The sequence below is a fragment of the Methylocystis sp. Sn-Cys genome (assembly GCF_016745395.1).
Classification (GTDB): domain Bacteria; phylum Pseudomonadota; class Alphaproteobacteria; order Rhizobiales; family Beijerinckiaceae; genus Methylocystis; species Methylocystis iwaonis.
This window is the reverse complement of record NZ_JAERVJ010000002.1, coordinates 215,372-228,979: the sequence shown is the minus strand read 5'-3', so window position 1 is coordinate 228,979 and position 13,608 is coordinate 215,372. Positions and strand designations below refer to the sequence as shown.

Here is a 13,608-nt window from a genome sequence, read left to right as displayed (position 1 = left end):
CATCCGGTCAGGAGCGCACAAAAAAGCCCGGCGAGAGTCTTTCGAGCCATCATAACGCGGACCTCGGGAATGATCGAAAATTGAAACGGTCGCTTTGTTTAGTCGATAAAGTCTAGCTGCCGCGCGAGGCGATGGCAATTTCGTTCGGCGCATCGGATTTTATCATTCCCGGCGGGCCGACAGCCCGACCGGGAATCCAGAGCCACAAGTGCGTAGGTTCTGCTTTGGATTCCCGATCGCGCGCTTCGCGAGCGTCGGGAATGACAACGGACCGGTCGAGCGGAACCCATATCGCAGCGCGGCCGTCTACAAGAAAAAGCGCCAGCCGGCCATGAAGAGTAACGCGAGATGCAAGCACAGCAAATCACCCCCGGCGCTTTCCACTATCCGGCCTTTCTCGACGCCGCCGCGCAGGAGCGCTTGGCGCAAGAGATCGCCGATGCGATCTCGGCAGCGCCGCTCTTTATTTCGCGCATGCCGAAATCCGGCTTGCCCATGTCGGTGCGCATGACCAATTGCGGGCCGCTCGGCTGGATGAGCGACAAGGACAGGGGCTATCGCTATGAGCCGCGCCATCCCGAAACCGGCGCGCCTTGGGCGCCCATCCCGCAGATGCTGCTCGACATTTGGGATGAGCTGACCGGCTATCCGAAGGCGCCGGAAGCCTGCCTCGTCAATGTCTACGCCGCGGATGCGAAGATGGGCTTGCATCAGGATCGCGACGAAGCGGATGTCGCGGCGCCGATCCTCTCTCTGTCGCTCGGCGCCGATTGCCGCTTTCGCCTCGGCGGGCGCAAACGCGCCGACAAGACGACCGCCCTCACGCTTTCCTCGGGCGACGCGCTGATTCTCTCCGGGCCCGCGCGGCTATGTTTTCATGGGGTCGACCGCATCTTGCCGTCGATCCTCACGCCCTTGCCGGCGCCGCTCGCCGGGCAGGGCGCGCGAGTCAATCTGACATTGCGACGCGTGACTTAGCGCGCATTCCACAAAAGCTGAGGCTTTTGCGAAATCGAAACGGGGTTCAGCTCCGGTTCACCTCATCTGCGCCAAGGTGCGAACTCGAGACTGCTCAAGTGGCGGTATTGTGTCAGAGCGCCCCTTCGTTGTAGTTTCGCCGCGTCTCAAAGAGCGGCCGCGAGCGCCGAACCCATTGGCACGCGCGTTTTAAAGAATGTTGGCGAACGCGACTGCGAACGCCGAGGATGAGGAAAGGATCAAGGATGAAGACGATTTCCCTGCTGACGTTCGCTGCGAGCGTCGCTTTTGCCGCTTCCGCCGGCCAGGCCTTCGCCGCTGGCGACGCCGCCGCGGGCGAAAAGGTCTTCGCCAAGTGCAAGGCCTGCCATCAGGTCGGCCCGGGCGCCAAGAACGCCGTGGCTCCGGAGCTCAATGGCCTCAGCGGCCGCAAGGCCGGCTCGGTCGAGGGCTACAACTATTCCGAGCCGATGAAGGGCTCGGGCATCACCTGGGACGAGGCCTCCTTCAAGGAGTTCATCAAGAACCCGAAGGCCAAGGTGCCCGGCACCAAGATGATCTTCCAGGGCCTCGCCTCGGAAGGCGATCAGGACAATGTCTGGGCCTATGTCTCCCAGTTCAAGGCGGACGGCAGCAAGTAATTCGAGCGCCCACGTCCTAAGTTCAAAGCGGCCCTCATTCAGGGCCGCTTTTTCGTTTCAAAATTATCACAGTCAAGAAATTTAATAGTTGTCCAGAATGTCGCATTTCCAACGAGCGTTCTGGCGGAACTCCGCCAAGAAGAGCGACAAACTTGAAAGATTTCCAAGGTTGTTCTCAAACCATTGCAACCAAAGACTTAACGCAGCAATACTCGAGTAGAAACATGAGATCGAGTCTAGCGGCAATCGGTCCCCCACTTCTGCTTGGAGACTTTCCTGGTGACGCCCACTGCGCCTCAAAAACCCTACACTCATCCTCGCGTCAGCCTCTGCGCCATCGCCGCCGTTCTTGCCGCTCCCATTCCCGCTCTTGCACAGCATGCGCTGCCGAAAATCGATGTCGGGCATGCGCAGAAGACCGTCGTCCGCACGCCGGCGCAGCGCGCGCCGGTTCATGTCTCCCCGGTCGTGACGGCTGCGACGCCTGCGCCCACGCCTTTCATTCCGCAAGGCCAAACGCTCGGCGGCGGCCCGAGCGGCGTTGTCGGCTATGTCGCGCACGGCACCTCGACCGCCACCAAGACCAACACGCCGATCCTCGACATTCCGCAGTCGATCACCATCCTCACCAAGCAGCAGCTCGAAGACCGCAACAGCCTGACTCTCGGCCAGGCGCTCGCCTATGTGCCGGGCGTGACGGTGGCGCAGGGCGAGGGGCAGCGCGATCAGATCACCATTCGCGGCCAGCCCACAACCGCGGACTTCTATACGGACGGGGTGCGCGACGACGCGGAATATTACCGCGATCTCTACAACATGCAGGCGGTCGAGGTGCTGAAAGGCCCGAGCGCGCTCGTCTTCGGCCGCGGCGGCGGCGGCGGCGTCGTCAATCGCGTGACGAAAAAGGCGGATGGCGAAACGCTGCGGGCCGTGCAGATCTCGACGGGCAGTTTCGGCCGCAAGCGCGTGACCTTCGATGTCGGGCAGGCGATCAACGATCAGCTCGCCGTGCGCGTCAACGGGCTCTTCGAGCAGTCTTACAGCTACCGCGACTATTTCAATATGAAGCGGTGGGGAATCAATCCGACTTTCACCTGGAAGCCTTTCGAGAAGACCTTCGTCACGCTCAGCTATGAGCATTACTTCGACTACCGCACGATGGATCGCGGCATACCATCGGTGAACTGGAACGCCAATCCGACGATCCTGGCGGCGCAGCGTCTCGGGGCCGCCGATCTTTACCCCGGCTATCCGTCGCCGACCGACCGCTCGACATTCTTCGGCAATCCGACGGTCAACTACGCCAAGACCGACGTCGATCGCGCGGTTCTGATGATCGATCATACGACCGACTTCGGCGTCAACATCAAGAACCAGACCGTCTTCGCCAATTACGCCAAGTTCTATCAGAACACTTTCGCCAACAACGCCGTCGCCTTCTCCGGCTGCGCGGGCGCGCTGCCGCCCTGCGTGCAGCTCTCCGGTTACAACAACGAGACGCCGCGCCAGAATATCTTCAACCAGACGGACCTGACCTATACGCTGCAAATGACGCCGCAGATCAAGCACACGCTGCTTGCCGGCATGGAGTTCGGCAATCAGAAGTCCGACACCAACCGTAACAACGCCCGCTGGCTGAACCCCTTCACCGGCTCGGCGAACATCAACACTTTCTTCGGCTCTCCCACGACCTTCCTGCCGGTCGTCTTCAATAATCCGAGCTTCCGCCGCCACACCGATCTCGATCTTGCTGCGGGCTATGTGCAGGATCAGATCAGCGTCACGAAATACGTCGACATCCTCGCGGGCGTGCGCTTCGACAGCTACAGGCTCAGATTCGTCAACACGCTTCCGACTCCGACCCCGACCATCGACAATTATTGGGGCCAGACGATCACCAACAACGTGGGCAAATGGTCGCCGCGTTTCGGCCTCGTGTTCAAGCCCTTCGAGCAGCTCTCGCTCTACGGCGCCTATTCGCGCACATTCCTGCCGGCGGCGGGCGATCAGTTCAACACGCTGTCGATCTCGCAGCAGAATTTGCAGCCGCAGGGATTCGAGAATGTGGAGGCGGGGTTCAAGGCTGAAATCGCGCCGACCTTGCTCTTCACCGGCGCCATCTACAACCTCAATCGCAGCAACCAGCCCGTCGCGATCAACGCATTTTATAATGTGCTCACCAATACCCGCACGGTCGGCGGGGAGCTCGGCCTCGTTGGGCAGGTGACCAAGGAATGGCAGGTGTCGCTCGGCTACGGCAATCAGCACGCCTATATCACGAGCTCCGACCGCGTGCCGCTCGCGGGCACTGGGCCGCTCTTTACCGAAAAGGGCAAGGTCGTGCCGTCCGTGCCGCAGAACACTTTCACCTTCTGGAACAAATATGACGTCTCATCGCTCATCGGCCTGGCGCCGGACGTGCTCGGCGTCGGCACGGGCGTGATCTACAACTCCAAATTCTACGCGGCGCTGGACAATGCGGTCGTCATCCCCGGTTACGCCCGCTGGGACGGGGCCGTCTATTGGAAGCTCAGCGAGCAGATTTCCGCGCAGGTGAACGTCGAGAACATTCTCGGCGCGAACTACTACGCCTCGGCGCATAACAACAACAACATCATGCCCGGCGCGCCGCGGTCGGCCTTCGTGACGGTGAACGCTAAGTTCTGACCGGCGACGTTTGAGCGGCTGGCGCTGGTTGCTCCGGATTCCCGATCATGCGGGATCCGCTCAATCGGTCCGGCGCCCGTCTCCGACGCTCTCGCCGTTTGGATACACAAGGCAATCACCGCCGTCATTGCGAGCGAAGCGAAGCAATCCAGAGCCGCATCGCCGCCCTGGATTGCTTCGCTTCGCTCGCAATGACGGGCGCTGGGCAAAACGAGCGCTCTTGTGGCTCTGGATTCAAATGGCAATCCGAGCTGTTCAAACGGAAACGGTATCACTCGCTTCGCGAGCGTCGGGAATGACACGCGGCGGGATAACCCTGGCCCGCAAGGAAAGACTTCGCGCATAGCTTTCCCACTATCGGGCCGCCCGCCCCGGCAGCGCTTTCTCAGCACGGGCGGATCGGCTATGCGTCATCGGGCCGAGCAGGCGGCGTTCTAACCGACGCTCGCCTGCCGGATTCTCCTCGCCCGGAACAGGCCCGACGTGACGCGCAAACCCGACGAAATCTCCTCCGACCTCATGCAGCCTCTCGAAGCTCTGCCCGTGTTTTATCCGCTCGCCGGCAAGCGCGTCGTCGTCATCGGGGGCGGGGAGGGCGCGGCCTGGAAGGTCGATCTCGCCGCCGCATCCGGCGCGCGGGTCGATGTCTACGCCGCCGACCCCTCCGATAAGCTGCGGGAGATTGTCGCCGGCCGGGAAAACGTCACGCTTCACGAGCGCGCGGCCGGGCCGGGGGATTTCGAGGGCGCGGCGCTCGCGCTGGGGTCAACCTTCGACGATGCGGAGGCCGACGCCGCCCGCAAGGCCGCAGACGCCGCCCATGTGCCGCTCAATCTGGCGGACCGGCCAGCGATGAGCGACTTCATCATGGGCGCCATCGTCAATCGCTCGCCGCTCGTTATCGGCGTCTCGACCGGCGGCGCTTCGCCGGTTTTCGCCCAAGCCATGCGCGGCCGCATCGAGGCCCTCGTGCCGTCGAGCTTTTCCGCCTGGGCCCAGGCCGCGCAGGAATGGCGGCCTCAAATCCTTTCCTCCGGCCTCGACTTTCTGGCGCGACGCGATTTCTGGCGTCGTTTCACGCGGCTGGCCTTCCGCGACGTCGAGCGCCAGCCAACAACGCAGGATTGCGACGCGCTACTGACGCAGGCGCGGGAAGCCGGCGACGCGGCGGCGCATGGGCGCGTGACGCTCGTCGGCGCGGGGCCGGGCGATCCGGAGCTCATCACCCTCAAGGGCATGCGTGCGCTGGCCGGCGCCGATGTCGTCCTCTTCGACGATCTCGTGCCCGCCGGCATTCTCGATTTTGCCCGCCGCGAGGCGACGCGCATCAATGTCGGAAAGCGCGGCTACAAGCCTTCCGTGCGACAAGAGGAGATCACCGCGCTCCTCGTCGAACTTGCGCGCGCCGGCAAGAATGTCGTGCGCCTCAAGGGCGGCGATCCGCTGATCTTCGGCCGCGCCAATGAGGAGATCGCGGCGCTGCGCGCGGCTGGCTTCGAGATCGAAATCGTGCCCGGCGTGACGGCCGCCTTTGCCGGAGCCGCCGCGCTCGGCGCGTCGCTGACAAGCCGCGAGACCGTGCGGCGCGTGCAATTCATCACCGCCCATACGAAGGACGGCGAATTCCCCGAGGACTTCGACTGGGGCGCGCTCGCCGATCGCCGCGCGACGACGGCCGTCTATATGGGCAACCGCACTTTGCCCGAACTGTCGCGCCGGTTGCTGGAGGAGGGCATGGCGCATGACACCCCCGCCTTCCTCATCGAACGCGCCTCGACCCCTGACGAGCGCATCATCAAAGGGACAATCAGCGATCTTCCCGAGAAGGTTGCGCGTGAAGCGATCGTCGGCCCGGTGATGGTTCTGATCGGCTGGGCGCTGGTGGAGAAGTAAGGCGGGCGAGGGAATGTTCGAACATTTGTAAAATAGAACATATGTTCGAACACCCGCAGCCCGTCATGGCCGGGCTTGTCCCGGCTATCCACGCCGAGGGGCACAGCCTGCCTGGACGCGTAATTGCCATGGACGAAGGTCGCACAGGGCTTGCGATGTTCCGCGTTCCGCAAACATGTCGATCATGCCCTGCTTAAGCTGTCATTGGCCCGGCGTGGATGGCCGGGACAAGCCCGGCCATGACGACAAGGCCGGTGACCAAAAGTGTGTGCAGGTGGAGAAGGGTGGCCCAGCCATCGGGCGTCTTTTAAGACGCCCGTCTGTCAGAAGCAGCGGGCGGGGTAGTAAGAGGATCCGCTTGAGCGGTTCGATGTCATTCCCGACGCTCTCACAGCGAGCGATCGGGAATCCAGAGCAAAACCAGCGTATTTGCGGCTCTGGATTCCCGGTCGGGCTTCAGCCCGCCGGGAATGACAATCCTCAATGCGGGGGGTGTTCAACAACTCGGGGGCGCTATCACGCGGCTTCCTCAAGAAGCCGCGCCGCCTTTACTTCCCCGGCGCCGTCTCGATCGGAGCGCTTCCCGCCGGCATGGCGCCGCCGGACTCCGGCTCGATCACCGGAACGACGTCGATCTTGCCGCCGCTCGTCGCGCCGCCGGAGGTCGCCGCCGCAGGCGCGGGCTTGGGGCCGCGCTTGGCGTGCAGCAGGCCCTTATAGGCGGAGGCGCGCTGGCGCATGGATTGCGGGGCGTCGCGGTCGTTGAGCACCTGCTCGAAGACGCGCTCGGCCTCGTCGTAGTCGTCATTGAACAGCGCGTCGAGGCCGTTCCATTCCTGAGCGGAGAAGCGGAAGGCGCCGGTCGAGAGCATCAGCGGGCCGAGCGTGCGCTCGAGCTTCTCGCGGTCGTCGCCTTCGAGCACGATCAGCGCCGCGCGCAACATGGCGATTTCCTGCGTCAGCTTGTCGACGTTGGGGTCTTCGCCGATCGCGCTCAACTCGCTGAGCGCCTGAGCCTTGTCGGGACGCGCTTCAGCGGCGCGGATGCGGGCGAGGGCGGCGTAGCCCTTGGGACCGTCCTTGGCGATGGCGTCGAAAGCGGCGGCGGCCTCGGCGTTCTTGCCCTCGTCGGCCAGCGCCACGGCGGCGACATAGCGGGCGTTGGCCTCCTCGGCGGCCTTGAGGCGCTTATCCTGATAATAGCTCCAGGCGCCGGTCGCGGCGACGATCAGAAAAGCTCCGACGAAAATCGGCGTCTGATAGCGGCGCCAAAATTCGGCGGCTTTGTCCCGGCGGACGTCTTCGTCGACCTCGTGGAAAATATCCGACATGCTCGCGCGACCCTTGCGTTTCCGATTTTTCTTGTCCCCGAAGGGGAGACGCAGGGGTTAGCACAGGCGGACGCGAAAGGCGAGCATTGCCCGGCCGGAACGCTCCAGCCCCGAGCCGTCACGAAATCGCGGCCGCAGCCTTCAGCAAATGCGCTTCGTCAGGCGCTTCCGCGCAGGAGACCGAGAGCCCGGCCGCTTCGAGCGGCGCAGCGACGTCCTGCGACAGCGCGACATGAGCCATCCGCCGGAGCTGAGCCGCCAACCCTGCAGCCGAGGCGAGCCGCAAAAATATCTCCGCGCTGCGTCGAGAGTAGTGGAGGATGATGTCGATCTCCCCGGCCGCCAGCGCCGCGCGCGCTTCGTCGGAGAGGGCCTCGGCCGCCCGCGCCTCATAGACGTCGACGGCTGTGACGGCATGGCCGGCGCAGCGCAGGCCGGCCTCCAGCGCCGGCTGCCGATCCCGCCCGGCGAGGTATAGGAAATGGGCCGGGGCAGGGTAGCGGGCAAGCAACAGCGGCAGGATGGCCTCGGCCTTTCCGGCAACGATGTCCGGGCGCCAGCCGCGCTCTAATGCGGTCTTAGCGGTCTTGGCGCCGACGGCGTGCAGAGGCAGGGCCTTATAAGGTTCCGCATCCGTTCCAGCGCAGTCGATCCCCTTGGCGCTCGACGCCAGCACGGCGTCGTAAGCGCCCGGCGGAACGCGCGCCCCGGTCGCGCCGACCTCCAGCACGGGTGATACGACTGACGTAAACCCTAATGAATTTAGTTTTTCCGCGGTACGTAAAGCGTCTTCCGTTGCACGTAAAACAAGGGCGCGCCTCACATCAGCCCCGCGACGCCATGCGGCAGCTTCAGCACGATCTCATTGCCCGCGTCGGCGCCGATCATCGCCGCGTCGATCGCGCGGCCCTTGCGGCGCGTGATCCACACTTGGCTGCCATCCGCTTTCAACACCTCGCCATAGAAGGAGAGCTCGTCCCCCGAGACCGTCGCATGGCCGGCGATCGGGGTGCGGCAGGAGCCGTCGAGCGCGGAAAGGAAGGCGCGCTCGGCGGCGAGCGCGAGGGCCGTCGCCGCGTCGAGCAGCGGGGCGAGCGCCGCGCGCGTCTCGGCGTCGCCGGCGCGCGCCGTCAGGCCGATCGCGCCTTGTCCGACGGCGGGCGGAAAATCCGCGAGCGGCAACAGCGCCGTCGCGCGATCGGCGAGGCCGAGCCGCTTCAACCCGGCGAGCGCCAGAAGCGTGGCGTCGATTTCGCCGCTCTCCACCTTGCCGAGCCGCGTATGGACATTGCCGCGCAACAATGTGGTCTGCAGATCGGGACGGCGGCGCTTCACCTGCGCGGCGCGGCGCAGCGAGGCGGTGCCGACAACAGCGCCCGGGGGCAGGGCGTCGATCGTCATGCCGTCGCGGCCGATCCAGGCGTCCCTCACATCCTCGCGCGGCAGATAGCCGGCGATGACGATCTCCGCCGGCAGATGCGTGGGGAGGTCCTTCGAGCTGTGGACGGCGAGGTCGATGGCGCCGCCGATCAGCGCGAGATCGAGCTCCTTGGTGAAGAGCCCCTTGCCGCCGGAATCGGCGAGAGACCGGTCCTGAATCTGGTCGCCGGTCGTCTTGATGATCTCAACGGGGAAATGCGCCTCGCTCACGCCATGCGCCTCGGCGAGGAGGGCGCGAACCATATGGGTCTGCGCGAGCGCCAGCGGGCTGCCGCGCGTGCCGATGCGAAGGCTCTTGATCGTCATGAGGTTTCCCAGCGTGAGAGTTGCGCGGACTATAAGGGCCGGGGAGGGAAGGGCAAGCCGCGGCGCCTCTGGGCTTCTGCGGTCCCCCCTATCGCGTCATTCTTTAGTTGTCCCCGCCTTCAAACTGTCACCCTTCTTTCCGGGCCGCTCTGTCACCGTTCTATCAGGGCTGGACCGCCCGCCTGCTCCTCTCCCCGCTTGCGGGGAGAGGAGCAGAGCGCGGCCTTCATCGAGAAATTCGCCCCCTAATTTATCCCCACCCTCCAAACCTCCCTTATCCTTCCACCGCCTCGCCAACTTGCAGGGGCGTCGTCAGGGTCGGCGGCGTCGGCGGGGTCGGTTAAGCGCGGGACGCGACCCTCGTTCCGTGCGGGACTCCGGCGCCGCCCGCCGGGTCTCTCCTTCGTGGGGAGATTGCGTGGAGAAATCCACGCAAAGGCTGGGCATAGTTTTCGCGCCCGCGACACGCGGCCCGAGTACCGAAAGGGAAAGCGCCGGCGGGCCGGAGGCGGCGCATGTCGAGGCCCTTGCGACGCGCTCGGGAGGTTCAAACCTCCCGGGAAAGAAGCAGGCGCCGTCTGGCGGCTGCGCCGGACGGAGGAACCGCCACGAGATGGCGCTACTTCGGCCCGGAAAGGTGCGCGCGAATAAAGACCGCAGCCGGGACGCTCTGGTTCCGATGCGCTTATTCTTTCACGCTACCGGCCGAACGGGGCCGGGGCGTCCCGGCTTCCTGTATCGCTCGCGTCGGAAACGGCGGCGGGGAATTTGGCGCTGGGCAGTTCTGCGGAGGCGTCTGGGAAGCTGAATCGCCCCCCACCCTTGATCCCTCCCCGCCACTCCGTGGGGGGAGGGAGAGAAGCGGCGCCGCTAGGGATCACCAGCAAGCAACGCTGACAAATTCGGGCGCGAGCCGCCTCCCTCCCCCTTGCGGGGAGGGATCAAGGGTGGGGGTCGTTTCAGTGATGAGAATATCGCCCAATTACACATCCTTAGCCGAGCGGCGCCAAAAGCCCTTCACGCAGCCGCTTTCCACCGCCGCAGGAAGCGCCGTGCGTCGCCGCCGATCGCCGGATCGTGCAAATCGAGAGAAAGCACCGGCGCGCCCGGCTTGAAATTGGCGCTCTTGAAATCCAGCCAAAACAGGCTCGGCGCCGTTGCGCTGCTGACGAAATAAACCTTGTTGGTGACGTCGGCGGCCGTGACCCAATTTGTTTGACAGGCGCCCCAGAAGCTCTTGTCCGGCGCGCGGGCGGGATCGCGGAAAGGAACTTGCGCGATGCGCAGCAGCGACAGCGCGCCGGCGACCGCCTCCCGGTAGGTCTTCGGATCGGGCAGATATTTCGAATAAGCGGCGAGCCGGACGAAACGATCCTCCGGCGTCTCGTCGCCCGGCAGCGGCTTGGCTCCCCCAAAAGGCGCATATTGCTTCACGCGCTCGATCATCTGGTCATAGGGCGGATCATTGGTCATCACGCGATATTCGGGGCCGTGATGAACGACGAGCTTTCCGTCGATATATTCGATGATCGCCGAGTCGCCCGAGGGGTCTTGCACGGCAAGATGCGTGGGCAGGTGCTGCGTCAGGCCGAGGTCGCTCGCCCATGCGGCGGCGACGCGGAACTTGCCTTCCTTATGCGCGTCGACGACCTCGTTCACCGTCGCGAAATTGTCGAGAACATATTGCGCCCAATGCGTATCGGGCAGAACCGGGCGCTTGTCCGGGGCTTCGAGACGGCTTTCGTCCAGCACCAGCATATGGGCCGCAAGGCCCATTTCATTGAGGCCGTCCGAGGCGGCGCCTTCGAAGGAGACGATTGCGGCGCAGCCATATTTGGACGTCCAGCGCGTCGTGTCCGGCCCGACGCCTTCGATCTTACCCTTCACGCCGGGAAGCACGCTCGCCTGCGACGTGCGGGCCTGACCGCGTGGGAAGACGACGAATTTTGGCCGCTCCGGCAGGGCGACCGGAAGATCCATCGAGCGAACGACAATCTTCGCCAGCTTACGGTCATTGACGAAGGCCAGCGAGCAGGCCCGCAATTCCTCCGTTGTCAGCGCAAAAGGCAGGGAAAGGAGCCCGGTCAGAAATGCGCGTCTTTGCATGGCTTGCCTGCTCTTTCGTCGGCGAAAATGGCAGTCCGGAAAATGGCTCACGTCGCACTTTGGGCGCGTCGAATGAACAAGCCGTTGCGCAGGGCCCGCAAATGCCGCCGTTTCGAGCGCGACGCCTTGCCGCGGATTTTCTATCCCCAGGCTTCGGCGGTGCGATAAAGCTAGCGCCTCGACGTCGACCAAGAGACAGCTTTGCCAACAGCCGCGATCCCGAAACGCCCGTCTTCCTATCGCTGGTTCGTGCTGGCGCTGGCGACCCTCGCCCAGACCGGCGGCTGCTTTTTGGTGCAGGGGCTCGGCGCTCTGGGGCCGGCGCTGCAGGCGGCGTTCGGCCTCGATGCGGCGCAGGTCGGGCTCACCATGTCGGCCGCGCAGACGACGCCCATCGTGGGGCTCCCGGTCGCCGGCCTGCTGCTGGATCGCTTCAGCGAAAGGCTGATCGTCGGGCTCGGCGCGGCGATGGTCGCGGCGGCGCTCTTCGCAGCCGCGCAAGCCGAGAGCTATCTCGACATCCTCTCCTGGCTCGTCGTTGCGAGCATCGGCTATTGCACCGTGCAACCGGGCGGCGGCAAGGTGGTGGCGGCGTGGTTTGCGTCCGATACGCGCGGCCTCGCGATGGGGATTCGTCAGGCGGGCCTGCCGCTGGGCGCGGCGCTCGCGGCCCTGATCCTGCCGGTCGTTGCCGCGCAGCAGGGGTGGCGCGCCGCTTTTGAACTCGGCGCCGGCGCCGCGCTGACGAGCGGGCTGCTTTTCGCCTTTCTGTACCGCCCGCCGCCGGACCCTTTGCCGGCGCGCAAGCGGGGCGAGAACCTTTGGCGAGAGCGCATCGACGAGATCGCGCCACGCCTGCCGCGCATCGCTCTGCCCGGAGCGGCGCTCGTCTGCGTGCAATTCTGCGTGACCGTCTATTTGCCGCTCGATCTTCGCGACCGCTTCGACATTCCCGTCGAAACGGGCGTGAAACTGTTGTTCGCCGCGCAGTTCGCCGGGGCGTTTGCGCGCATCATTCTCGCCCTCTGGAGCGACAGAAGCGCGCGCGGCCGTTTCTTCCCGCTCGCCGTCAGCATGGGCGCGATCATGCTGGGCCTTGCCGCCTATTTGTTTGCCCCCGGCGCGCCTCTATGGGCGGTCGCCTTGCTTGCGATCTGGCTGGGCTTCTTCGGCTTTGGCTGGTACGGGCCCTGGATCGCGCTGGTCAGCGAAGCCGCGCCCAAGGGCGCGATCGGCTTCATGATCGGCCTCGCCATGGCCATCAACCAGATCTGCGTCGTGCTCGCGCCGCCGGCCTTCGGCGCCTTGCGCGATGCGTCCGGAACTTATGCCTGGGGGTGGAGCGCCTTGATCGCAGCGTTGGCGCTGGCGCTGTGGGGAAGCTGGCGAAAGGAAGGTTTATAGGCGCAACCAAGCTAGCAAATAGTTCAGTCCGCGCTCGGCAGACGCCGCATGACGAATTCGATGCGGCCATCCTCGAGCTCGCGCCAGAACTCGATCTCGGTCATATAGGCGGCTTTGGGGTAGCGGTCGAACCACTCACGCGCCTTGGCGCGGGCGTCGAGGCGCGGCAAGGTGAAGGTCTCGCGCCGCCAGCCGTCGCTCCTGGCGCGGCCCTTCTCGCTGAGCCTGCGCGCAATATCCTTCGGCGCCCTGGTTACGCTCATACCGATGCTCCCGCACAGTGCGCTAAAACATAGCGCTTCAGGGGCAGAAATGGGAGTCTGCGATTCGCCCTCCCGCCCGCGTCGGTCAGGCTTTAATCGCGGCTTTATTTCCGGGAGATGAACATGCGTATTTTGCCTCTCGCGATTTTGTTCGCCATCCTTGCCGCCGCGCCCGCCCGCGCCACGGCCAATCTCGACTGCGCGATCGAGGACAAGCGGCTCAAAGGCGCGATCGGCGCCCTGATGGGCTCGCTTCCGGGCCTCCTGCAGATTCACGGCGAATTCGACGTTCTCCTTGACGGCGTTCCCGACGACTTCCGCAAAATCAGCCTTGTTGGCGACAACCTGCCGCATAGCTGGGTTCACGGCAAAGAGCTGAAGCTCCATGCCTATAAGGAACGCGACGGCGAGCGCTTCGCCAGTTTCGAGCTTATCGTCGAGACGAAAATGACGAGCGATCCCAATCAATATCGGGGCGCCTACGCGCTGAAGGTCAGCTTCCTGCCGGGTAAGGGCGCCGAGAGCAAGACGGTCACTGTCCGGGGCAGGGCCTCATGCTCGCTTGGCTGACGCGCAGGC

11 protein-coding genes are annotated in these 13,608 nt (G+C 64.7%); 6 read left to right on the top strand and 5 right to left on the bottom strand.

Annotated elements, in window-relative coordinates; all coding sequences use genetic code 11:
- Positions 1 to 348: 348 nt before the first annotated feature.
- The 4 genes from JJT62_RS05860 to cysG all read left to right on the top strand — a co-directional run bounded on the left by JJT62_RS05860 (position 349) and on the right by cysG (position 6,179).
- Complete coding sequence (locus tag JJT62_RS05860) at positions 349 to 978, top strand: alpha-ketoglutarate-dependent dioxygenase AlkB (protein WP_202071774.1); 630 nt, start codon at positions 349 to 351, stop codon at positions 976 to 978.
- A 245-nt stretch (positions 979 to 1,223) separates the two neighbouring features.
- A complete protein-coding gene (locus JJT62_RS05855) occupies positions 1,224 to 1,619 on the top strand; it encodes a cytochrome c-554 (RefSeq protein WP_202071773.1) in 396 nt (131 codons plus the stop codon).
- 279 nt (positions 1,620 to 1,898) lie between these two features.
- Positions 1,899 to 4,286, top strand: a complete 2,388-nt coding sequence (locus JJT62_RS05850; RefSeq protein ID WP_370568488.1) for a TonB-dependent receptor — start codon at positions 1,899 to 1,901, stop codon at positions 4,284 to 4,286.
- A 483-nt stretch (positions 4,287 to 4,769) separates the two neighbouring features.
- Entirely contained in the window at positions 4,770 to 6,179 is a 1,410-nt protein-coding gene (gene cysG / locus JJT62_RS05845; protein WP_202071771.1) for a siroheme synthase CysG, read from the top strand.
- A 548-nt stretch (positions 6,180 to 6,727) separates the two neighbouring features.
- Here cysG and JJT62_RS05840 read toward each other — a convergent pair.
- The 4 genes from JJT62_RS05840 to JJT62_RS05825 form a co-directional block, all read right to left on the bottom strand.
- Positions 6,728 to 7,510 (bottom strand): tetratricopeptide repeat protein, encoded by a 783-nt coding sequence (locus JJT62_RS05840; protein ID WP_202071770.1) that lies wholly within the window; start codon positions 7,508 to 7,510, stop codon positions 6,728 to 6,730.
- A 118-nt stretch (positions 7,511 to 7,628) separates the two neighbouring features.
- On the bottom strand, positions 7,629 to 8,333 hold the full coding sequence (locus tag JJT62_RS05835; RefSeq protein WP_202071769.1) for a uroporphyrinogen-III synthase: 705 nt from the start codon (positions 8,331 to 8,333) through the stop codon (positions 7,629 to 7,631).
- Positions 8,330 to 9,256 (bottom strand): hydroxymethylbilane synthase, encoded by a 927-nt coding sequence (hemC, locus tag JJT62_RS05830; protein ID WP_202071768.1) that lies wholly within the window; start codon positions 9,254 to 9,256, stop codon positions 8,330 to 8,332. The genes JJT62_RS05835 and hemC overlap by 4 nt, the downstream gene beginning before the upstream one ends.
- Positions 9,257 to 10,273: 1,017 nt before the next feature.
- The gene (locus JJT62_RS05825) at positions 10,274 to 11,362 is read right to left on the bottom strand and encodes a linear amide C-N hydrolase (protein ID WP_202071767.1); all 1,089 of its coding nucleotides are present in this window, start codon (positions 11,360 to 11,362) and stop codon (positions 10,274 to 10,276) included.
- A gap of 201 nt (positions 11,363 to 11,563) precedes the next feature.
- Here JJT62_RS05825 and JJT62_RS05820 point away from each other — a divergent pair, with 201 nt between their 5' ends.
- Positions 11,564 to 12,766 (top strand): MFS transporter, encoded by a 1,203-nt coding sequence (locus JJT62_RS05820; protein ID WP_202071766.1) that lies wholly within the window; start codon positions 11,564 to 11,566, stop codon positions 12,764 to 12,766.
- Between the two features lie 23 nt (positions 12,767 to 12,789).
- Here the strand turns inward: JJT62_RS05820 and JJT62_RS05815 are convergent, their stop codons facing one another.
- Positions 12,790 to 13,029, bottom strand: a complete 240-nt coding sequence (locus tag JJT62_RS05815) for a hypothetical protein (RefSeq protein WP_202071765.1) — start codon at positions 13,027 to 13,029, stop codon at positions 12,790 to 12,792.
- A 123-nt stretch (positions 13,030 to 13,152) separates the two neighbouring features.
- Between JJT62_RS05815 and JJT62_RS05810 the strand changes: the two genes are divergently transcribed.
- The gene (locus tag JJT62_RS05810; protein ID WP_202071764.1) at positions 13,153 to 13,599 is read left to right on the top strand and encodes a hypothetical protein; all 447 of its coding nucleotides are present in this window, start codon (positions 13,153 to 13,155) and stop codon (positions 13,597 to 13,599) included.
- Positions 13,600 to 13,608 lie beyond the last annotated feature (9 nt).

Excerpts from the sequence above, each read along its gene's own strand:
- JJT62_RS05860 (WP_202071774.1), top strand. The coding sequence starts at position 349 with ATGCAAGCACAGCAAATCACCCCCGGCGCTTTCCACTATCCGGCCTTT.
- JJT62_RS05825 (WP_202071767.1), bottom strand. The coding sequence starts at position 11,362 with ATGCAAAGACGCGCATTTCTGACCGGGCTCCTTTCCCTGCCTTTTGCG.
- JJT62_RS05840 (WP_202071770.1), bottom strand. The coding sequence starts at position 7,510 with ATGTCGGATATTTTCCACGAGGTCGACGAAGACGTCCGCCGGGACAAA.
- JJT62_RS05810 (WP_202071764.1), top strand. The coding sequence starts at position 13,153 with ATGCGTATTTTGCCTCTCGCGATTTTGTTCGCCATCCTTGCCGCCGCG.
- JJT62_RS05815 (WP_202071765.1), bottom strand. The coding sequence starts at position 13,029 with ATGAGCGTAACCAGGGCGCCGAAGGATATTGCGCGCAGGCTCAGCGAG.
- hemC (WP_202071768.1), bottom strand. The coding sequence starts at position 9,256 with ATGACGATCAAGAGCCTTCGCATCGGCACGCGCGGCAGCCCGCTGGCG.
- JJT62_RS05855 (WP_202071773.1), top strand. The coding sequence starts at position 1,224 with ATGAAGACGATTTCCCTGCTGACGTTCGCTGCGAGCGTCGCTTTTGCC.